We start from the raw sequence: 21,120 nt of genomic DNA, 5'->3' as shown, positions 1-21,120 counted from the left end.
CGAAACGCGCGGCGTGCGAGGGCTCACTCGGTCTCGCGCTCCCGCGACGCGGCCCCCGGAGCCGACGCGTCGTCGCGGCGGGAGTCCGTTTCCGCCTCGTTACGGTCGACGTGAGCCCGCGCCTCGTCGACGGACTCCGTTTCGAGGAGGCGTTCGAGCCGCCGTTCGAACTCGGGTTCGGAGAGGTCGCCGCGGGCGTAGCGGTCCCGGAGCGTCGCGAGCGCCTCGGCGGTCTCACCGTCCGGAACGTCCGGATCCGGCGTGGCCGAGCGGGACCGACCGGTCCCCTGTTCGGCCGATCGGGACCGGACCGTTCGGCCGTAGTCGGCGGGGGAGTCGACGCGGCCGATCAGCGACAGGTACACCGGCCAGAGCAGCAGCAGAGCCAGCGTGGCCGCGCCGACCCCGACCGCCGCCCCCAGCGGGACGACGAGCAGTGACAGGGGAACCGGATTGAGAAAGAGGACCGTCGACAGGAACGCCGAGACGCCGGCGACCGACCCGGCCGCGAGCGCGAGCGCGATCCGTCCGACCGTTCCGTCCGGGGTGTACGTCTCGACGAGCCGACGGATCCGACGGGCGAGACCGTCGTCGGTGGAGGGCATGTCGTCACCGAACGGACGGTCGTAACAAAATACTTTCACAATGCGCACCGCGTCGCTCCGCGGCGTCGCGTCCCATCGTTCTGCGGCGTCGCGTCCGGTCGGAGCGCCCCGCCGGGAAAGCTTGATGCGAGTCCCCGCCGATCCCCCGCGTATGTCCGACGACTGCATCTTCTGTTCGATCGTCGCCGGCGACATCCCGGCGCGGACCGTGTACGAGACCGACTCGGTGCTGGCGTTCTTGGACGCCAACCCGCTCGCGCGCGGGCACACGCTGGTGATACCGAAGTCGCACGCGCAGCACGTCGGCGACCTCGACGCCGCCCTCGCGAGCGACCTGTTCGACGCGGTCGCGTCGCTCACGCCGCGGATTCAGGCGGCGGTCGACGCCGACGGCGCGAACGTCGGCGTCAACGACGGCGAGGCGGCGGGCCAGGAGGTCCCGCACGTCCACGTCCACGTCGTCCCGCGGTTCGAGGGCGACGGCGGCGCGCCGATCCACGCGGTCGCCGGCGACCGACCGGCCCTCTCGGACGACGAACTCGACGCGGTCGCCGAAGATGTCGCGGCCGCGGTCGACGGGTAGCGCCGGGGGATCGGCGGTCGGTATCTCGCGAGACCGTCGACCCGCTTCGAGATTTTTAACAACCGGCTCCGGCGACGCCGGAACATGCAGGCGACGACGCTCGCGTTAGTCGGGGCGACCGGCGGCGCGGGGACGACGCGGACCGCGGTCGAGCTGGCGGCGATGGGCGCTCGCGACGGCGACGACATCGCGGTCGTCGACGCCGCGTTCACGACGCAGGGGCTCTCAGAGTACGTGTCCGGGCGGATCGACCCGGACCTCACCGCGCTCCTCACCGACGACACGGACGCGCCGCTGTCGGCGGCGGCGTACCCGGTCGCCGGGACGCGCGACGGCGCGCGGTCGGGGTCCGGCGTCGAGCGCGGCGGAATCGGGGACGGAAGCGACCCGGCGACCCTCCCCGGACGCGTCGACGCGGTGCCGGCGCGGGCACCGTTCGAGCGCGTCGCGCGGGCGAAGACCGCCGAGGCCGCCCGGAAGCTGGAACAGCGGATCGACGAGGCGGCGACGACGTACGACGCGGTGATCGTCGACGCCGCGCCCGCGGGGTCGAACGAGGCGGTCGCGGCCGCGACGAGCGCCGACCGCGCGGCGGCGGTCAGACCGGCGACGGCGCACGGCAGCGACGCGACGCAGCGGCTCCGCGGCCGGATCGCGGACGTCGGCGGGAGCCTCGACGCGACGCTGGCGGTCGAGCGGCCCGGCGCGGGCGGCATCGACGGCGACGGCGGCACCGGCGACGGGGAGCGGACCGGTTCGGGCGTCGTCCGCGTGCCGGCGACCGACCCCGAGGTGGGGGCCGCGCCGACCGCGGCAGCGGGGGACGACGCGTACGCGCGTTCGATCGCGACCGCCTACGAGACCGCGTTCGACGCGTCGCTCGGCGTGGAGTTCCCGGAGAAGGGACTGATAGACCGGATCAGGTCCTGAGAAGGGTATCGAGACGGAGGTGGGCGTCAGCGGAGTCCGTCCGTGGAGCCGAGCGCGTCGCCGAGGGGACCGCCGTCGCCGAGTCCGTCTCCGAGCGGCGCTGAGCCGGCGACCTGCGCGTCGACCGCCTCCGCGACGGCGTCGACGGGGTCGTGCGTCTCGACGTACGTCGCCAGCGCGAAGTCCGCCTCGTCGCCGCCGGTGAGTTCGACGGCCTCGCTGCGCGCGGTCCGGCCCGCGAGCCAGTCGCGGACGACGTCGCGCCCGGTCGGGGAGAGGGGGCAGACGCCCGCGACGCCGCACCGGTGGAGGGCCTTCGCGGCCGTCATCGGGGAGACCCCCGCCTCGCGGGCCGCGTCGCCGACGCTCCGGCCGGCGGTGTAGGCGTCGACGAGCGTCGCGGTCGCTTCGGGCGTACACGGGAGCGACTCGGCGTGGTCCGACAGGCGCTCGGCGAGCGGCGTCTCCGTGTCGTCGGCGACGGCGACCCCGCGGTCGCGCTGGCGCGAGGTCACTTCGACCCCGTCCGCGATCTCCGACAGCGTCATGCGAATCGCTGCTCGACACGAACGGTTAAAACCACCGTACTGCGGCGAGGTGTGTCGGCGAACCACCGACCGATAACCGGTCGGTTCGAGCGCCGCGATCGGGCCGATCGACCGCCGATTCGCCCGGGTTTAAGTAAGGGATCGGGCCGGAGTTCCACGTGTGATGAGTGAGGCACGCTCGACCCGAACCCGGACGCCCCGCGCCGAAGCCGACGACGTCGCGACCGCCGACCGCGCCGCGACCGCGGATCGCGCAGCTGCTGCCGACCGCTCCGCGACCGCGAAAAGCTCCGAGACCACGGGGGAGAGCGACCGCGAGACGTGTCCGGAGTGCGGCGGCCGCACGCGCGTCGAGGGAGCGGAGCGGGTCTGCGGCGACTGCGGACTCGTCGTCGAGGCCGACCGCATCGACCACGGGCCGGAGTGGCGGTCGTTCGACGACGACGACACGAACCCGAAACGGACCGGAGCCCCCTTGACGCGCTCGCGGCACGACCGCGGGCTCTCGACGGAGATCGGTCGGTCGACGAAGGTGAAGGGTCGCAAGCGGCGGCGGCTCGCCCGGATGCGGACCCAGCACAACCGCGCGCAGATCTCGACGAAGCGCGACCGCAACAAGGTGTACGCGTACACCGAGATCCGCCGGCTCACCGGGGTCTTGGAGCTGCCCGACAGCGTCCGCGACACGGCCTGCTCGCTGTTCGACTCGGCGCAGGAGGAGAGCCTGCTCCGAGGGCGCTCGCTGGAGGGGTTCGCGGCCGCCTGCGTCTACGTCGCCTGCCGCACCGCCGACGTGGCCCGGACCGTCGGGGAGGTCTGCGACGAGGCGAAGGCGAGCGAGGACGAGCATCAGGCCGCCTTCGACGCGATGAACCGCGAACTTGGCCTCCCGATCGCGCCGGCCGGACCGAGCGAGTACCTCCCCCGGTTCGCCAGCGACCTCGGCTGCGACCCGGCCGTCGAGCGCCGCGCCGGCGAACTCGCCGACCGCGCCGTCGAGGAGGGGATCGCGAACGGCCGCAACCCGGTCGGCGTCGCGGCCGCCTGCCTCTACACCGCCGCGCGCGAACTGGACGCCGAGTGTACCCAGCAGGAGGCCGCCGCCGTCGCCGACGTGACGCCCGTCACAGTCCGGCGGACGTACGTCGATCTCACCGAAGAGTGAGTCGGCGCGGGAGGTGAACCGAGCGGCACGGCGCGAAGCGTCCGCTACGAGCTTTTGACCGAACCCGACCACTGCTCCTCGACCGCGAGGTGCTAAGGGTGTGGATTCCCGTCGAGAAGGGAAAAGGGACGACGGAGGGAGCCGTCGATTCGTGACGGACCGGCGGGCGGGCGCGGCGGCGTCAGCGGGGACCGCGACAGCGGGCGGGAGGGGGAATGGAGGGCAGGGAGGGTGCCCCGCCCGCCCGGCGGGCGTCACGCATTTCGATCCACGTGTGGGGGATAATTCTACGTTAGCCGTCGATAGTACGGACGGACCGAACAATCGTGTCGGATCGGACGGGTCGCGCCGTGCGTGTCGACCGGGCACGGTTCGTCGGCTTCGGTTCGTTCGGCGGGCCGGTCCCGTCCGCCACTCCCGATCCAGACTGCCGGCCGCGCTATCGCTCGTCGAGCTTGTGCTTGAACGCGAAGAAGACGCGACGGCCGGTCTCAGTGAGCCGGACCGTGTCGGAGCGGCCGACGTCCTCCAGTTCGACGTAGCCGCGCTCGCGCAGCGGCGAGAGCACGTGCGTCTCCAGGGCGCGGTACTTCGCCGTCCGGCTCTCGCCCGCCTCGCGGAGGAACGACAGCCCGCGCTCGCGCGCCCACTCTATCAGGTTCCACTTGTCCGTGCTCAGACTCCCCTCGGCGCGGTCGTGGAGCCGACCGAGGACGGCGACCTGATCGGTCGTGGGCGCGTCCATCGGGTAGATCGGGAGGTCGACGGTGCGCTCGACGCCCTCGGTGAGCGGCTCCTCGCGGGGGTCGTGGCTGTGGCGCTCGGGCTCGACGCTGTACGGGCGCGCGCCGACGATCATACAGGCCAAAGCGACGCCGACCGCGGCGACCCGCGGGCCGGTCGAGACGTTCCCGAAGAGGCGGTCGCCGTCCCCCGCGCCGGCGTCGTGGCGGGCGGCGACCGTCGTCGTCACGCCCAGCACGTCGTACACGTCCGCGAGCGCGACCGGGACCGGTCGCACCTCGGCGAACTCGGCGACCGCCGTCCACGCGTCGCGCTGGTAGTCGGTGAGTCCGTCCGGGTGGACGCGGGCGTCCGCCGGGTCGGCGGCGGTCGCCGCGTCGAAGTCGACGTCGCCGCGGGCCCCGTCGCGGTCGGGGGCGTCGACGAACAGGTACGCGACGTCGGCACCGTGGCGGCGGAGGGGTTCGACGATCCGGTCGCGCTCGTAGCCGAGCGGGACGACGTGGACGCGGCGTTCGGCGACGCTGGGGACCGAGGTGTCCATACCGACGTTCGCCGCGGCGGTCGGTTAAATAACCCGCCGAACCGGGCGGCCGCGAGCGCGGACCGGTGCGACTGCGGCGCGGCTCCGGCGCGGCTCCGGAGCGCTCGGTAGCGATCACGAGCCGTGAGGTCACGTACCACGAAAACCGTTAAGCCCGGCTGTCGCCTACGAACGGGTATGAGCGCTGACCGGTCCGCCCTCCGGCGGGCCATCGAGCGGGGCGAGCGAGACGGCGGGGCTATCGAGTTCAAGGAGCGGCTGACCCGGGAGGTCCACCTGGCCGACGGCCGCATGGAGTCGCTCGTGGCCCAGCTCCGCCACCGCGTGCTCTCCGGCGACGGCGAGGCGACCTACGTCCTCGGCGTCACCGACGACGGCGGACTGGCGGGGGTCTCGCCCGACGCCTTCTCGGAGACGATGGACGTGCTCTCGCTCCTGGCCGACGAGGCGGACGCCCACATCGCCGACGTCGAGACGTGGAGCGCCGGCGACGGGGGCGACGCCGACGAGGCGGGGCTGGTCGGGCTCGCCACCCTCCGCGACGGCGGCGTGTTCGAGGCCGACGAGGACCACCTCGTGGTCGGCACGGCCGGCCACGTCGACCACGGGAAGTCGACGCTCGTGGGGACGCTCGTCACCGGACGCGCCGACGACGGGCAGGGCGGCACGCGCGGCTTCCTCGACGTCCAGCCCCACGAGGTCGAGCGCGGCCTCTCGGCGGACCTCTCGTACGCGGTGTACGGGTTCGACGACGAGGCCGACGAGCCGGTCCGGATGAACAACCCCCACCGGAAGGCGGACCGCGCGGGCGTCGTCGAGGCGGCGGACCGCCTCGTCTCGTTCGTCGACACGGTCGGGCACGAGCCGTGGCTGCGGACGACGATCCGCGGGCTGGTGGGGCAGAAGCTCGACTACGGGCTCCTCGTCGTGGCCGCCGACGACGGGCCGACGAAGACGACCCGCGAACACCTCGGAATCCTGCTCGCGACCGAGCTGCCGACCATCGTCGCGGTCACGAAGGCGGACGCCGTGAGCGACGGCCGGCTGGCCGAGGTCGAACGGGAGGTCGAGTCGATGCTCCGCGACGCGGGACAGACGCCCCTGCTCGTCGACCGCCACGGGGTCGACACCGCGGTCGCGGAGGTCGGCGACGGGGTCGTCCCCCTGCTGCGGACCAGCGCGGTGACGAAGGACGGGATCGAGACGCTCGACCGCCTGTTCGAGCGGCTGCCGAAGCGCGCGACGCCCGACCGCGAGGCGTTCCGGATGTACGTCGACCGCAGCTACAAGGTGACGGGCGTGGGCGCGGTCGCGTCCGGCACGGTGAACTCCGGCACCGTCGAGACCGGCGACGAACTCCTGCTCGGTCCCATGCCCGACGGGTCCTTCCGCGAGGTGGAGGTGCGGTCGATCGAGATGCACTACCACCGGGTCGACAAGGCGACCGCCGGCCGGATCGTCGGCATCGCGCTGAAGGGCGTCGACGAGGCGGAGATCGAGCGCGGCATGGCGCTCGTTCCCCGGGAGAGCGAGCCGGAACCGGTCCGGGAGTTCGACGCCGAGGTGATGGTGTTGAACCACCCGACGCGGATCCAAGAGGGGTACGAGCCGGTGGTCCACCTCGAGACCCTGTCGGAGGCGGCCGCGTTCTTCCCGGAGGAGGGGCGACTGCTTCCCGGCGACACGGGCCGGACGCGCGTTCGGTTCAAGTTCCGCCCGTACCTGATCGAGGAGGGCCAGCGGTTCGTCTTCCGAGAGGGGTCGAGCAAGGGGGTCGGGACCGTGACGGGCATCGGGAGAAGCGGAGAGGAACCGGCAGACGGTCGCTGACTCCGAACTGGACGCGAACTCGCGTCTCGGACCGAAGGCGGCATCCCGTTTCGTCCGCAAGCGGCGGTCGACCGACGATCCTGTCAGGCTTTCTGCCGATTCGAACGGTATTCGAGGGCGTCGGGACGTACAAAAAGACACCACTGCGGGGAGAGATGACCGTTCGGACAGGGCGTCCCAAAATACTTATTAGATAGAAACAAGAGTTCGGCTGTATGCGCCGAGAACACACACAACGCATTTCGCGACGGAAGGTCCTCGCCGGCGGGGCAGCCGGTGCCTCCCTCCTGCTCGCCGGGTGTACCGGCGGCGGCGACGGCGGCGACGGCGGCGACGGCGGCGGCGGCAGCGGCGGTCCGACCCTGTACTTCTCGCAGGTGAAGGGTCCGCTCGACATGGACCCGGTCGTCATCAACGACGTGCCGTCCGCGCAGATCGCGGGACAGATCTTCGACGGCCTCTACGAGTACGGCGACGGCGTCGGTCTCGAACCGAAGATCGCCGCGGAGATGCCCACGGTCGAGCGCGAGGGGACGCGGTACATCGTGCCGATCCGCGAGGACGCGGAGTTCCAGAACGGCGACCCGGTCACCGCCGAGGACGTCATTCACACGATCCGGGCCCCGGTCGAGGAGCAGACCGAGAACGCCTCGGAGGTCGACATGGTCGACAGCGCGGAGGCGATCGACGAGCACACCGCGCAGTTCGACCTCTCGTACCCCTACGGGGCGTTCACGATCGCCATGGTGCGCAACGTCGTCAACGCCTCCGTCCGGCAGGAGGACACCGAGACGTACAACCAGGAGCCGGTCGGTTCCGGCCCGTTCCAGCTCGTCGAGTGGGAGCCGGAGGACTACGCGACCGTCGAGCGCTGGGACGACTACTGGGACGGCGACAACCTCCCGGAGATCGCCCGCATCGAGTTCGACCCCATCGAGGAGCAGACGACCCGCGTCACCGAGCTTGAGACGGGCAACGTCGACGTCATCGAGACGATCCCGCCGCAGCTGTACGAGACGGTCGAGGGCAACGAGAACGCGAGCATCACGGAGTCGCCGGGCGTCGGCTACTTCTACCTCGCGTTCAACTGCGCCAACGGCCCGACGAGCGACCCCCTCGTCCGCGAGGCGGTCGACTACTGCTTCTCGATGGACCAGGCGATCGAGAACTTCGTCGAACCGTCGGGCGTGCGGCAGCACGCCCCCTACCCGTCGTCGATCTCCGAGGAGTGGGACTTCCCGGTCGACGAGTGGGCGGACATCCAGCACGACCAGGACGTCGAGGAGGCGCAGGCGCTGTTCGACGAGGCCGGCGTCTCGATGGACTACGACTGGCGGATCATCGTCCCGCCGGACGACATGCGCGAGCAGATCGGCGTCACCATCGGCGACGGGCTCCAGAACGCCGGCTTCGACAACGTCGAGGTCCAGCGGCTCGACTGGGGGACGTTCACCGAGGCGTACCAGAGCGACGACGGCCCGAACAGCGCCGACGAGTACAACATGTACACGCTCGGCTGGTCCGGTGCCCCCGACCCGGACACGTTCGCGTACAACCTGCTGAGTCAGGAGGTCGACGGCGTGACCAACGGGACGTTCCACGGCTACGACGAGGCCTCCGAGAAGCTGACGCAGGCCCGCGAGTCCGCCGACCGCGAGGAGCGGCGGCGGCTCTACATCGAGGCGACGACGACGCTGCTCGAAGGCCGCGTCCACATCCCGGCGTACAACCTGAACAACTCCTACGGCGTCCGTAGCGCCGTGGAAGGCTTCAGCTCGCACCCGATCTCGTCGGAGATCCAGGTGGACGGCTCGACCGTGACTCGGTAAGCCGGTCGAGAGAACGAACCGCGTCGGAAACGCGACGAGACCGCGCCGCGACCCCCGACGGATCGCGGCGCGGGCGCGGCCGTCCGCGGCCGGACGCGAGCTCTCCGGGAGGTCGTCGACGCGTCCGGCGGCCGTCAGCGGCCGAGGGTTGATGCGTCGGCGGGAGCGAAACGGATAAGCGACAGCAAAGACCGAATCGAAGCAACGAGAGATCCACGACAGTGAGTTTACTTCGGTACACACTCCGGCGGTTCGCACAGGCGATACCCGTACTGATAGGTATCGTGACGATAACCTTCTTCCTGGCAAACCAGATCCCCGGCGACCCGGTGGAGATCATGCTGGGACCGACGCCGGCACAGGAGCAGGTCGAGGCGATCCGCGCCCGGTACGGTCTCGACCGGCCGATACACGTCCGGTACTTCACGTACCTCTCCGGCGTCGCGACCGGAAACCTCGGGTTCAGCATCTACTACGACCGGCCGGTCTTGGAGATGATCATGCTCCGGCTGCCGGTGACGCTGCTGCTCATGCTGTCCGCGTTCGCGTTCGCGGTCGCCACGGCGATCCCGCTCGGCGTGATCTCGGCCAAGCGGCGGAACGAGCCGGCGGACCACGTCTCCCGGGTCGTCTCGCTGATCGGCGTCTCCACGCCGTCGTTCTGGATCGGACTGGTGTTGATCATCGTCTTCGCGTTCTACCTCGGGTGGTTCCCCGCACGCGGACTCGTCCTCCCGTGGACCGACCCGGCCGACGTGCGGGGGGCGGCGACGCAGTTCGAGGTGCTCCGCCAGTCGGCACACCACCTCTTCTTGCCGATGATCGCGCTCGGGACGCTCCAGATGGCGCAGATCACCCGGATCGAGCGCTCGTCGATGGTCGACTCCCTCCAGGGCGAGTACGTCAAGCTCGCCCGGGCGTACGGGGTTCCCGAGTCGACGATCGTGCGCAAACACGCGTTCCAAGTCGCGCAGCTCCCGGTTATCACCATCATCGGTCTCGGGCTGTCGACCGCGCTCGGCGGTGCCGTCCTCACGGAGACCGTCTTCGAGATACAGGGGATGGGACGGCTGATCATCACGGCGATAAACAACCAGGATTACGAGCTGATCATGGGGACGACGCTGGTGTTCGGTATCGTGTACGTGGTCGGCGTGATCGTCACGGACATCACGTACAGCTACCTCGACCCGCGGGTCACCTACGGTGAAGACTGATGTCGATAAACAGCGCAACTTCGGACGACGACACGCCGGACGGGGGCGACGAGAGCGGCGGACCGGACGAGGTGGAGGCCCGGGTCGGCCTCCGCTACACGTTAAAACAGGTCAGACAGGACACGACGGCGCGGATCGGGACCTACATCGTCGGGTTCATGACCTTCGTCGCGGTGTTCGCCGCGTTCGACTACTACGTCCTCGACTACGCGATCGCGGAGGCGGTGTTGTACAACCCCGAGACCGACCCGCAGAACGTCCGACGGCTGCTCCCGCCGGTCGGCATGGAGAACCAGTTCGGGCAGGGCGTGCTCGAACACCCGCTCGGCACCGACCACCGCGGCCGCGACCTGCTCTCCCGGACCATCTACGGGACGCGGATCGCGATGACGGTCGGCTTCCTCGCGACCGCCATCGGGCTCGGCGGCGGCACCGTCATCGGCGCGGTCTCCGGCTACTACGGCGGCTGGATCGACGACGTGCTCCAGCGCGTCACGGAGACCATCTACGCGATCCCGTTCCTCGTCTTGGTCATCGCGTTCATGACCGCGTTCGGGCGGGACCTCACGTTCGCGATGATCGGCGTCGGGATCACGGCGATCCCCGTGTTCAACCGCCTCATCCGGTCGCGGGTCGTCTCCATCCGCGAGGAGGACTACGTCGAGGCCGCTCGGGCCGCCGGGGTGAAGGACCGCAACATCATCTTCCGGCACATCATCCCGAACAGCTTCGCCCCGGTGTTGGTCCAGGCGACGCTTCAGGTCGGCGTGAGCATCCTCATCGTGGCCGGGCTCTCGTTCCTCGGCTTCGGCGCGCAGCCGCCGACGCCGTCGTGGGGACAGATGCTGTCGGCCTCGCGGGGCTACATGCTCCCCGCGCCGACGTTCAGCATCTTCCCCGGCATCGCCATTCTGATCACCGTCATCGGCTTCAACATTCTCGGCGACGGCCTCCAGGACGCCCTCGATCCGCGGATAAACAACTGACATGAGCGAACCACTACTCAGCGTACGCGATCTCAAGACACAGTTCTTCACCGAGGACGGAACGGTCCGCGCCGTCGACGGCATCTCCTTCGACGTTCACGAGGGAGAGATCGTCGGACTCGTCGGCGAGTCGGGTGCCGGCAAGTCCGTCGCGACCTCCAGTATCCTCCGGCTCGTCGACAGCCCCGGCGAGATCGTCGGCGGCGAGATCGAGTTCAAAGGCGAGACGATCTTCGGACTCGAAGCGGACGACGACGGGGAGTTACGCCCGCGCGACGAGATGCTCACGGAAAACGAGATGCGGAAGCGTATCCGGGGCCGCGAGATCGCGATTATCTTCCAGGACCCGATGGAGTCTCTGAACCCCGTCTTCACGGTCGGGGGACAGCTCCGGGAGTTCATCGAGATCAACCGCGACCTCGACCCCGACGAGGCGAAGGAGGAGGCGATCGACATGCTCCGGGAGGTCGGGATCCCCGCGCCCGAGTCGCGGTACGACGAGTACCCGCACCAGTTCTCCGGCGGGATGCGCCAGCGCGTGCTGATCGCGATGGCGCTCGCCTGCCAGCCGGACCTCATCATCGCCGACGAGCCGACGACCGCGCTCGACGTGACCGTCGAGGGCGAGATCCTGGAGATGGTGACGGAGCTGCAAGAGAAGTACGACACGTCCTTCATCTGGGTCACCCACGACATGAGCGTCGTCGCGGAGATCTGCGACCGGGTCAACGTGATGTACCTCGGCGAGATCATCGAGCAGGCGGAGGTCGACGACCTGTTCTACGACACGAAACACCCGTACACGTCGGCGCTGCTCGACTCGATGCCGCGCCCCGACCGGACGGTCGACGAGCTCAGACCGATCGAGGGGGTGATGCCGGAGGCGATCGACCCGCCCGCCGGCTGTCGGTTCCACTCGCGGTGTCCCGAGGCCCGGGAGGTGTGCCGCGAGGTCCATCCGGAGCCGCGGGACCTGAGCGAGGAGGGCGAGCCGCGCCACGCGGCCGCGTGCGTGAAACACGACGCGTTCGACGTGGGCTACGACGAGAGCCCGCCGATCGACACGCGGGCCGGGGGCGGCTTCTCCGCCGGCCTCACCGAGACCGGAGGTGAGGCGGAATGAGCGAGGTCGGGCCGCCCGAGTCGGACCCCGAGGCCCTCCTTCAGGTCCGCGACCTGTGCAAGCACTTCGACAACGAGAGCGGACTCCTCGCCGGCGTCGAGCTCGACGACGAGTTCCCGTACGTCAGCCGGTCGACCTCGGACGTCCGCGCGGTCGACGGCGTGAGCTTCGACATCAAGCAGGGGGAGACGCTGGGGCTGGTCGGCGAGTCCGGCTGCGGGAAGTCGACGCTGGCGCGCACCGTCCTCCGGCTGCTCGAACCGACGAGCGGGAGCGTCTACTTCCAGGGGCAGGACCTCGCGTCGATGTCCGGCGAGCCGCTGCGGCGGATGCGGAAGGACATGCAGATGATCTTCCAGGACCCGCAGTCCTCGCTCGACCCCCGGATGAAGGTCGGACCGATCGTCGAGGAGCCGATGAAGGCGCACGGCATGCTCGACGAGGAGGGTCGCGAGGCGCGCGCGAAGGAGCTACTGGAGAAGGTTGGGCTCGACCCGCAACACTACAACCGGTACCCGCACGCGTTCTCCGGCGGGCAGCGACAGCGCGTGAACCTCGCCCGCGCGCTGTCGGTGAACCCCGACTTCATCGTCTGCGACGAGCCGGTGTCGGCGCTCGACGTCTCCATCCAGGCGCAGGTGCTCAACACGATGGAGGAGCTCCAAGACGAGTTCGACCTGACGTACCTGTTCATCGCGCACGACCTGAGCGTCATCCGGCACATCTCGGACCGCGTCGCGGTGATGTACCTCGGCGAGATCGTCGAACTGGCCGACAAAGAGGAGCTGTTCGAGAACCCGAAACACCCGTACACGCGGGCGCTGCTCGACGCGATCCCGGTTCCGGACCCGCGGAGCGGCGGCCGCAAGGCGCTGCTGTCCGGCGACGTGCCGTCGCCGATCGACCCGCCCTCCGGCTGCCGATTCCGGACGCGGTGCCCCAGCGTGATCCAGCCGGACGAGTACGACATGACCGACGAGGCGTGGCGGAACGTCGTGGAGTTCCAGCGCGCGGTCGAGCGCCGGGCGTTCGAGGAGACCGACCCAGACGCGCTCCGCGATCGGTACTTCGACGATGCGACGCCGGGCGGCGACGCGGGCACGCTGCTCGACGAGGCGTTCGGGCACATCGAGCGCGACGAGTGGGACGCCGCCGAACAGCTTCTCGTCGAACGGTTCGCCGACCAGAGCGTCTGCGCAACCGCGAACCCCGCCTACGAGGTGGGGTCGGAGCTCGGCGACGACCGCCACTACGCGGCGTGTCACCTGCGGCGCGACGAAGCGGTCGCCGCGGCCGTGGACGGGACCGCGTTCGACGACGCGGCGCGGAGCAGACCGGAAGCGGACGACTGACGGCGGTCGGTTTTCTCTAATACGTCGAGGAGGCGGCGGCGGATCGGATTTTTAGCTACCGGATCCGAATTTCCGTGGTGGCCTCGTGACGCTCGTCGGCGTCGGGGACCGGGACGAACGCGGTTATCGTGTGGTCACCGCGCTCGGCCCGGACCGAGCGGTCGAGGCCGTCGCCGTCGGTGCGGCGGAAGCGACCGTTCCACGTGGCCGTCGCGCGCTTCGTCTCGCCGGCCCGGAGCGACAGCGCGGACTCCTCGTCGCGCACGTACAGCCGCTCGTCGGTGGCCTCCGTGACGCCGTCGACCGCCCAGCCCCACGAGCGGCGGGTGGCCGTGGGGACCTCGATCGGGACCGGGAGGCGGTTCCGGATGGCGACGGTGATCGCGACCGGCTCGTCGGGCGCGTACTCGGCGGCGTCGGTGCTGACGGTCACCTCGACCGCCCGGCGCGCCACGGCGCGCGGCACGACGCGTCCGAGCGCGTTCGAGAGGTAGTCCTTCGTCTCGTCGAAACCGGTGCGGTCCGTCGAACCGTCGTGACGTCTGTCGACCATGTGCGTCTCTGAAAGCGGGAAATCGGAGGTATCGGCCGCCGTTCGGGTCGCCGTAGGCGGGTCGCGGTACTAAGCGTTCGGGTCGGCGTCGCCCGACCGGGGCGGGTCGCCGGACCGCGACTCGCCGTCGTCGATCACCTCGACCAGTTTCATCAGCGGGTAGCCGTCCTCCATCTCCATCCGCGTCCGGGCGGTGACGCCCTCGTACTCGATCCGCATCTCGACGTCCATCAGGGAGCCGGTGAGTTCGGTGTAGCCGTTCTCGTGGTCGATGGCGTCGGCGACGCGGTCGTCGCGGATCGTCACGTCGACCGACTCGCAGTGCGGCTGGTTCTCGATCGACTCCGCCATCGCGGCCTCCAGACTCCGCGTGCTCGACGGGCTGACGGGCGTGCCGGCGAACTGGTGGTACAGCGAGCCGAACTTGATCCCGGCCTCGAAACACGCCTGCTGGGCGTCGCTTGCCATGTCGGAACGCGGCCGCGGGCGGGCAAGAAGGTTCGGACGGCGGCGGCCGCTCGCCGTCGCCGAGCGGCCGGGGGCAGGAACCGAAGGCGTTTGGTTCGGCGGGCGGAACGGGCGGACATGGACTACCTCCGCGTCGCCGGCGGACGGGTGCTTCGACCCGACGGACGCGCCGAGCGGGCTGACGTCGCGGTCGACCGCGACGAGGGAACGATCCGGGCCGTCGGGCCGCCGGACGAGGTCGACGACGCCGTCGGCGCGACTGCCGACGAGACGCTCGACGCCTCGGACTCGCTCGTTATCCCCGGGCTCGTCAACGCGCACACGCACGTCGCGATGACGCTGCTGCGCGGGTACGCCGACGACAAGCCGCTCGACCCGTGGCTCCGCGAGGACATCTGGCCGGCCGAGGCCGAACTGACGCCCGACGACGTGGAGGCGGGCGCGGAACTGGGCGCGGTCGAGATGATCCGGTCGGGGACCACCGCGTTCGCGGACATGTACTTCGCGATGGACCGGGTCGCGGACGTCGTCGACCGCGCGGGGCTGCGCGCGCGCCTCGGCCACGGCGTCGTCACCGTCGGCAAGGGCGACGCGGACGCCCGCGCGGACGTCGAAGAGAGCCTCGCGGTCGCCCGCGAGCTCGACGGGGGCGCGGACGGCCGGGTCCGCACCGCGTTCATGCCGCACTCGCTGACGACGGTCGGCGAGGAGTACCTCCGCGAGGGCGTCGCGGCGGCGCGCGAGGCGGGCGTTCCGGTCCACCTCCACGCGAACGAGACGACCGACGAGGTCGACCCGATCGTCGACGAGCGCGGCGAGCGACCGATCGCGTACGCGGAGTCGCTCGACGCGCTCGGCCCGGACGACTTCTTCGCGCACGGGGTCCACCTCGACGAGGGCGAGGTCGACCGGCTCGCCGAGGCGGGGACCGCGGTGGTCCACTGCCCGGCCTCGAACATGAAGCTCGCGAGCGGGATGGCTCCGGTCCAGCGGCTCCGCGAGGCGGGCGTGACGGTCGCGCTCGGCACCGACGGCGCGGCCTCGAACAACGACCTCGACGTGTTCGACGAGATGCGCGACGCCGCGATGCTCGGGAAGCTCGCCGCGGACGACGCGAGCGCGGTCCCGGCGGCGGCGGTCGTGGAGATGGCGACGGCGGGCGGCGCGGACGCGCTGAACCTCCCCGGCGGCCGGGTCGAGGCGGGCGCGGCCGCGGACCTCGCGGTCGTCGGCCTCGACGCGCCGCACCTGACGCCCGTTCACGACCCGGTCTCGCACCTCGCGTACGCGGCCCGCGGGAACGACGTGCGCCACACGGTGTGCGACGGCGAAATCCTCATGCGCGACCGCGAGGTCCTGACGCTCGACGCAGCGGCGATCCAAGAGCGCGCCGCCGACGCCGCCGCCGACCTCGTCGACCGCGTGGACGCGGCAGAGTAGCGGGGAGCGCGGGCACGACCGAAGCGGGAGCCACAGAGCCGAGCCGCGGCGACTGATAGTAAATTCGAAGGCGGGTCCGCGTGTGGCTTATAAACGAACCGGCGGTGGCGCGTGCCTGCGAGCGGCCGCCATCGGCGGCCGCGAAGCAGCATCGCGCGAGGGAGTCGGGCGCGACGAGGGCGACCGAAGGGAGCCCGAGAGACGCGCCCGACGAGGCTGGGGAGGCGTGAGGCGCGGTTGCGGTGCTGTACGGGGCGGGACTCGAAGGGGCAGTCGCGAGGCGGGCGCAGGTGACGTAAGGACCGCAAGGAGCGAGCAACGCGAGCGACTGAGGACCGCAACGAGCGTGCGCCCGCCTCGCGACTGGGGCTTCGGCGGTGTTCGTGTCGATCGGCAGTTTATCAACACAAACGCACAGCCGAGCGACTGGGGCTTCGGCGGTGTCGCGTATCATGAGGCGTGTGACCTATCAACGCACACGGGTTTCGGTGGCGCGCGCGAGCGCAGATTCGCGTCTAACGGGTCGGGGATCAGCCGGATCTCCGCCGAGATCACCATCACTCACAAAACAGACGGTACAAAGCCGTTAACCCGGATACAAACCGAATTAAACCGCGTTAAGCGACTTCTCTTTTTATACGGTAACAGGGATTGGACCCGAGTGGACATGAACGAACGCATCACCAGTGTACTGCTGATCGCGGTCGTCGCGCTCGGCGCGATGACGGGCGTCGCGGCCGCCGACGGCCATCTCGAAGTGGCCGTCGAGGACGCGGACGGCGAGCCGACCGTCACGGTGACACAGAACGACACCGCGGTCGAGAACGCCACGGTCGTCGTGAGCGTCGTCGACGCGGAGAACGAGTCGTACGCGGGAGCAGGCGAGTATCAGACGGACGCGAACGGCACCGTCGGCCTCGAAGCGCCCGAGGAGGACGTGACGGTCGACGTGACCGTCGCCTCGGGTAACGAGTCGGCCTCGACGACGGTCGACCTCGAAGCGCCCGACGGACTCGAACTCGACGTCGAGGACACCGGCGGCGAGCCCGTCGTCACGGTCACCGACGACGACGCGGCCGTCGAGAACGCCACGGTGAACGTGAGCGTCGTCGACGCGGAGAACGAGTCGTACGCGGGAGCGGACGAGTACGGGACCGACGCGAACGGCACGGTGACGCTTCCGGCCGCCGAGGAGGACGTCACGGTCGACGTGACCGCCGAGTTCGACGATCGAAACGTCTCGGCGACGGTCGACATCGAAGCGCCCGACGGGCTCGAACTCGACGTGGCGGACACCGGCGGTGAGCCGGTCGTCACCGTGAGCGACGGCGACGGCCCCGTCGAGAACGCGACGGTCGTCGTCGACCTCGCGGACGACGCCGGCGAGAACGCCTCGTACGCGGGGACGGGCGAGTACGAGACCGACTCGAACGGCACGGTGGCGCTCCCGGCCGCCGAGGGGAACGTCACCGTCGACGTGACCGCGAGCGACGACGAGCGGACGGTCTCGACGACCGTCGAGCTGACGACCGGCGAGGGCGACGCCCTCGAAGGGACGCCGTTCGGCCAGCTGATGCGCGACTTCATCGAGAACATCAGCGACCGCGACGGCGGCATCGGCGGGGCCGTCTCGGACTTCGCGACGGAGAACAACCCGGGTAACGCCCCGGACCACGCCGGCAACGGCAGCGACGACGACGGCAACGCCAGCGACGCGCCCGGCAACGCGCCCGAGGGCGTCGGCAACGGCAGCGACGACGGCGAGCGCGGCCCGCCGGACCACGCCGGGCCGAACGGTGACGACGCCGAGGACGACGAGGCCGAAGCGGACGACACGGAAGAAGCGGACGGAGCGGAGGACGACGCGGAGGAAGACGACGCGGAGGACGACGATGACGACGACGCGGAGGAGGACGACGATGACGACGAGGACGACGAGGACGGCGAGCGCGGCCCGCCGGACCACGCCGGCGGCCCGGGCGGTAACTGACGACGCGACCGCCCGCGCGATTGCGCGGGCGACGGCGGCTGACGGCGGTCTTTTTTGCGCGTAGTCCGGTGTCGGCAGGGTTTAGTGCGCCGTGAGCGAACCACGAGGTATGAGCGAGACCGCGTATCCGCCGGTGTCACAACACCTCTCGGACGTCGAAGCGGCCCGAGAGGAGGGACGCCGGAAGATGGACTGGGCGCTCCAGCACATGCCGATCCTGAACGCGCTCCGCGAGGAGTTCGTCGACGAGCAGCCGCTCGCGGGCGAGACGATCGCGATGGCGATGCACGTCGAGGCGAAGACCGCGAACCTCGTCGAACTGCTCGCCGAGGGCGGAGCCGAGGTCGCGATCACCGGCTGTAACCCCCTCTCGACGCACGACGACGTGTCGGCCGCGCTCGACGCCCACGAGTCGATCACCTCCTACGCGGTCCGCGGCGTCGACGACGACGAGTACTACGACGCGATGCACGCCTGCGTCGCCCACGGGCCGACCATCACCGTCGACGACGGGATGGACATGGTGAAGCTGGTCCACGAGGAGTACCCCGACCTGATCGACTCCATCGTCGGCGGGGCCGAGGAGACGACGACCGGCGTCGACCGCCTGCGCGCGATGGACGCCGACGGCGAGCTCCACTACCCCGTCTTCGCCGTGAACGACACGCCGATGAAACAGCTGTTCGACAACGTCCACGGCACGGGCGAGTCGTCGCTCGCGACCATCGCGATGACGACGAACCTCTCGTGGGCCGGGAAGAACGTCGTCGTCGGCGGCTACGGCCAGTGCGGGAAGGGCGTCGCGAAGAAGGCGTCGGGCCAGAACGCGAACGTCATCGTCTGCGAGGTCGACCCCCGCAAGGCGCTGGAAGCCCACATGGAGGGGTACGAGGTGCTGCCGATGGCCGAGGCCGCGGCGAAGGGCGACGTGTTCGTCACGACGACCGGCAACCGCGACGTGATCACCCGCGAGCACTTCGAGGCGATGAACGACGGCGTCCTGCTCGCGAACGCCGGGCACTTCGACGTGGAGGTCAACCTCGATCACCTCGACGACCTCGCGGTCGACCGCTACGAGGTCCGCGACGGCGTCGAGGGGTTCGAGATGGAAGACGGCCGCGTCCTGAACGTCATCGCGGAGGGGCGGCTCGTCAACCTCGCCGCGCCCATCGCCCTGGGCCACCCGGTCGAGGTGATGGACCAGAGCTTCGGCGTTCAGGCCGTCGTCGTCCGCGAACTGGCCGAAAACGGCGAGGCGTACGAGGCCGGCGTCCACGACGTGCCCGACGAGCTCGACCGCGAGGTCGCGGACATAAAACTCGCCGCCGAGGGCGTCGAGTACGACGATCTGTCCGACGAGCAGCGCGAGTACATGGGCAGCTGGGAACACGGGACCTGACGCGGCCCGACCGGGGCCGGTTCGGCGGGAGCGACCCGCCCGCCCGAACCGGTTCGACCGGCTTTTGTGCGACGGGGCCGTACCGATCGCATGAACATCACGGCAGTGCTTCACGCCGGATTCGGCGTCTCGGTCCTGGCCGGATTCCTCGTCTCGGACACGACGCTCCGCATCGCCGCGTTCGCGCTCGGCGCGGTCCTCTTCGTCGCCGGCGTCGCGGTGTCGCGGCGGGGCGACTGAGACGCGACGGCGCGGCGCGCGCCCTTTTTCAGCCGCGACCGCATACGGGGTCCAGTGACAGTCACGAGCGTCCACGACCCGAGCCACCGCGAGACCCTCTGGGAGCTCGAGGACGCCTTCGAGCGCGGCGACCTGATCAGCGTGTTCGGTCGCTGTACGGTCTCGTACGAGGGGCGGGCGGCCTCGGATCTGGGCCCCGGTGACCGCCTGCTCGTCTTGAAGCCGGACGGGGCCGCCCTCGTTCACACCGACGAGGGCCGCCAACCGGTGAACTGGCAGCCGCCGGGGTCACAGCACCGGGCCGCGGTCCGCGACGGCCGACTGCGCGTGGTCTCGACGCGGTCGAGCCCCGACGAGACGCTGACGGTCCGTTTCTCCGACGTCCACCAGCTCTCCGCGATGGCCGTGACGGGGGGCCGGGACCTCGACCTCCACGGCAGCGAGGAGGACCTCCGAACTCGGATCTTGGAGCGCCCCGCCCTCGTCGAGGAGGGGTTCGAGCCGCGGGAGACGGAACGACCCTCCAGCGCCGGCCCGATGGACATTTTCGGGGTCGACGCCGGCGGGACGCCGGTCGTCGTCGAATTGAAGCGCCGCCGGGTCGGCCCGGACGCCGTGGGACAGCTCGCGCGGTACGTCCGGGCGCTGGAGGAGGAACTGGGTGTCGAGGCCGATACCGATCCCGGCGGCCCCCCGACGGTCCGCGGAATTCTCGTCGCACCGTCGGTCACCGACCGGGCCGCGGAGCGCCTCGCGGACCGCGGCTTCGACCACGTCGCGCTCGAACCGACGCCGGCGGAGTGAGCCGACCGCGGAGCGAGCCGACCCGCGTGTCAACACGCACCGCGACCGGGCCGAGCGCCCTCGTCGACGCCGAACGGGCCGACGGGAACGCCTCGCTATCGAAGGCTTTATCGCCGCAGCGGCGGCTACATCGGACAAGTAGCCATGTCTGACAAACCCGCCTCTATGTATCGGACGATCGACAAGCCGTCGTACACCCGCCGCGAGTACATCACGGGTATCCCCGGCTCGAAGATCGCGCAGCACAACATGGGCGACCTCACCGCGGAGCCGGACGACTACCCCGTCCAGATCAGCCTCCGCGTCGAAGAGGAGCTTCAGGTGCGACACGGCTCGCTTGAGAGCGCGCGCCTCTCGGCGAACCGCCACCTGATCAAGGAGCTCGGCGAGGGCAACTACAAGATGACCCTCCGGAAGTTCCCCCACCAGGTCATCCGGGAGAACAAGCAGGCGACCGGTGCCGGCGCGGACCGCGTCTCCGACGGGATGCGGCAGGCGTTCGGCAAGCCGGTCGGCACCGCGGCCCGGCTCAACAAGGACGACGTGGTCTTCACGGCGTACTGCGACGTCGAGCAGGCCGCCGTCGTGAAGGAGGCGTTCCGCCGCGCGTACAACAAGCTCTCGCCGCCGTGCCGGATCACGGTCGACCGCGGCGAGAAGCTGCTCGTCTCGTAACGACGCGACGCCCCCGTCCGTGAGGCGGGTTCTTCTCCGTGCGACCGTTCCGCGTAGCTGCTGTCCTCGCGGGCGCGCCGCGACCGCGACCCCCG

At 70.4% G+C, this 21,120-nt stretch carries 20 protein-coding genes; 15 read left to right on the top strand and 5 right to left on the bottom strand.

Annotated features, from left to right (window positions below; genetic code table 11):
• Nucleotides 1–23: 23 nt before the first annotated feature.
• Nucleotides 24–605 (bottom strand): SHOCT domain-containing protein, encoded by a 582-nt coding sequence (locus tag C472_RS07700; RefSeq protein WP_006629254.1) that lies wholly within the window; start codon nt 603–605, stop codon nt 24–26.
• Between the two features lie 151 nt (nt 606–756).
• Between C472_RS07700 and C472_RS07695 the strand changes: the two genes are divergently transcribed.
• Both C472_RS07695 and C472_RS07690 read left to right on the top strand, forming a co-directional pair.
• The gene (locus C472_RS07695; RefSeq protein WP_006629253.1) at nt 757–1,188 is read left to right on the top strand and encodes an HIT family protein; all 432 of its coding nucleotides are present in this window, start codon (nt 757–759) and stop codon (nt 1,186–1,188) included.
• A gap of 84 nt (nt 1,189–1,272) precedes the next feature.
• A complete protein-coding gene (locus tag C472_RS07690; RefSeq protein ID WP_006629252.1) occupies nt 1,273–2,118 on the top strand; it encodes a cell division inhibitor in 846 nt (281 codons plus the stop codon).
• Between the two features lie 26 nt (nt 2,119–2,144).
• Here C472_RS07690 and C472_RS07685 read toward each other — a convergent pair whose 3' ends face one another.
• Complete coding sequence (locus tag C472_RS07685) at nt 2,145–2,666, bottom strand: DUF7858 family protein (protein ID WP_006629251.1); 522 nt, start codon at nt 2,664–2,666, stop codon at nt 2,145–2,147.
• A gap of 163 nt (nt 2,667–2,829) precedes the next feature.
• Here C472_RS07685 and C472_RS07680 point away from each other — a divergent pair, with 163 nt between their 5' ends.
• A complete protein-coding gene (locus tag C472_RS07680) occupies nt 2,830–3,831 on the top strand; it encodes a transcription initiation factor IIB (protein ID WP_006629250.1) in 1,002 nt (333 codons plus the stop codon).
• A 439-nt stretch (nt 3,832–4,270) separates the two neighbouring features.
• Here C472_RS07680 and C472_RS07675 read toward each other — a convergent pair whose 3' ends face one another.
• Nucleotides 4,271–5,119 (bottom strand): HFX_2341 family transcriptional regulator domain-containing protein, encoded by an 849-nt coding sequence (locus tag C472_RS07675; RefSeq protein ID WP_006629249.1) that lies wholly within the window; start codon nt 5,117–5,119, stop codon nt 4,271–4,273.
• Between the two features lie 177 nt (nt 5,120–5,296).
• Between C472_RS07675 and C472_RS07670 the strand changes: the two genes are divergently transcribed.
• The 6 genes from C472_RS07670 (at nt 5,297) to C472_RS07645 (ending at nt 13,456) form a co-directional block, all read left to right on the top strand.
• A complete protein-coding gene (locus tag C472_RS07670) occupies nt 5,297–6,949 on the top strand; it encodes a GTPBP1 family GTP-binding protein (RefSeq protein ID WP_006629248.1) in 1,653 nt (550 codons plus the stop codon).
• A 215-nt stretch (nt 6,950–7,164) separates the two neighbouring features.
• A complete protein-coding gene (locus C472_RS07665; RefSeq protein ID WP_006629247.1) occupies nt 7,165–8,778 on the top strand; it encodes an ABC transporter substrate-binding protein in 1,614 nt (537 codons plus the stop codon).
• Nucleotides 8,779–8,999: 221 nt separating this feature from the next.
• Entirely contained in the window at nt 9,000–9,995 is a 996-nt protein-coding gene (locus C472_RS07660; RefSeq protein ID WP_275039742.1) for an ABC transporter permease, read from the top strand.
• On the top strand, nt 9,995–10,981 hold the full coding sequence (locus C472_RS07655) for an ABC transporter permease (RefSeq protein ID WP_006629245.1): 987 nt from the start codon (nt 9,995–9,997) through the stop codon (nt 10,979–10,981). The genes C472_RS07660 and C472_RS07655 overlap by 1 nt, the downstream gene beginning before the upstream one ends.
• Nucleotide 10,982: 1 nt before the next feature.
• Nucleotides 10,983–12,104 (top strand): ABC transporter ATP-binding protein, encoded by a 1,122-nt coding sequence (locus tag C472_RS07650; protein ID WP_006629244.1) that lies wholly within the window; start codon nt 10,983–10,985, stop codon nt 12,102–12,104.
• Nucleotides 12,101–13,456, top strand: coding sequence for an ABC transporter ATP-binding protein (locus C472_RS07645; RefSeq protein WP_006629243.1), 1,356 nt, complete (start codon nt 12,101–12,103; stop codon nt 13,454–13,456). Before C472_RS07650 ends, C472_RS07645 begins: the two co-directional genes overlap by 4 nt.
• A 55-nt stretch (nt 13,457–13,511) precedes the next feature.
• Here the strand turns inward: C472_RS07645 and C472_RS07640 are convergent, their stop codons facing one another.
• Both C472_RS07640 and C472_RS07635 read right to left on the bottom strand, forming a co-directional pair.
• Nucleotides 13,512–14,009 carry a hypothetical protein gene (locus C472_RS07640; RefSeq protein WP_006629242.1) on the bottom strand — a complete coding sequence of 166 codons (498 nt, stop codon included), beginning with the start codon at nt 14,007–14,009 and terminating at the stop codon, nt 13,512–13,514.
• 69 nt (nt 14,010–14,078) lie between these two features.
• A complete protein-coding gene (locus tag C472_RS07635; protein WP_006629241.1) occupies nt 14,079–14,477 on the bottom strand; it encodes a dihydroneopterin aldolase family protein in 399 nt (132 codons plus the stop codon).
• A gap of 117 nt (nt 14,478–14,594) precedes the next feature.
• On the opposite strand from C472_RS07635, the gene C472_RS07630 reads away from it, so the two are divergent.
• The 6 genes from C472_RS07630 to C472_RS07610 all read left to right on the top strand — a co-directional run bounded on the left by C472_RS07630 (nt 14,595) and on the right by C472_RS07610 (nt 21,025).
• The gene (locus tag C472_RS07630) at nt 14,595–15,917 is read left to right on the top strand and encodes an amidohydrolase (RefSeq protein WP_006629240.1); all 1,323 of its coding nucleotides are present in this window, start codon (nt 14,595–14,597) and stop codon (nt 15,915–15,917) included.
• 667 nt (nt 15,918–16,584) lie between these two features.
• Nucleotides 16,585–17,907 carry a hypothetical protein gene (locus C472_RS07625; RefSeq protein WP_006629239.1) on the top strand — a complete coding sequence of 441 codons (1,323 nt, stop codon included), beginning with the start codon at nt 16,585–16,587 and terminating at the stop codon, nt 17,905–17,907.
• Nucleotides 17,908–18,016: 109 nt separating this feature from the next.
• Nucleotides 18,017–19,306, top strand: a complete 1,290-nt coding sequence (locus C472_RS07620) for an adenosylhomocysteinase (protein ID WP_006629238.1) — start codon at nt 18,017–18,019, stop codon at nt 19,304–19,306.
• 90 nt (nt 19,307–19,396) lie between these two features.
• The gene (locus C472_RS17505; RefSeq protein ID WP_006629237.1) at nt 19,397–19,546 is read left to right on the top strand and encodes a hypothetical protein; all 150 of its coding nucleotides are present in this window, start codon (nt 19,397–19,399) and stop codon (nt 19,544–19,546) included.
• Between the two features lie 54 nt (nt 19,547–19,600).
• Nucleotides 19,601–20,350: an endonuclease NucS gene (gene nucS / locus C472_RS07615; RefSeq protein WP_006629236.1), complete on the top strand. Its 750-nt coding sequence runs from the start codon at nt 19,601–19,603 to the stop codon at nt 20,348–20,350.
• 144 nt (nt 20,351–20,494) lie between these two features.
• Nucleotides 20,495–21,025, top strand: a complete 531-nt coding sequence (locus C472_RS07610; RefSeq protein WP_006629235.1) for a 50S ribosomal protein L16 — start codon at nt 20,495–20,497, stop codon at nt 21,023–21,025.
• Nucleotides 21,026–21,120 lie beyond the last annotated feature (95 nt).

Origin of the sequence: Halorubrum tebenquichense DSM 14210 (genome assembly GCF_000337415.1) — an archaeon.
In the GTDB taxonomy this organism is placed as follows: Archaea; Halobacteriota; Halobacteria; order Halobacteriales; family Haloferacaceae; genus Halorubrum; species Halorubrum tebenquichense.
The sequence above is the reverse complement of the archived record's forward strand: the minus strand, read 5'-3'. Positions and strand labels throughout refer to the sequence as shown.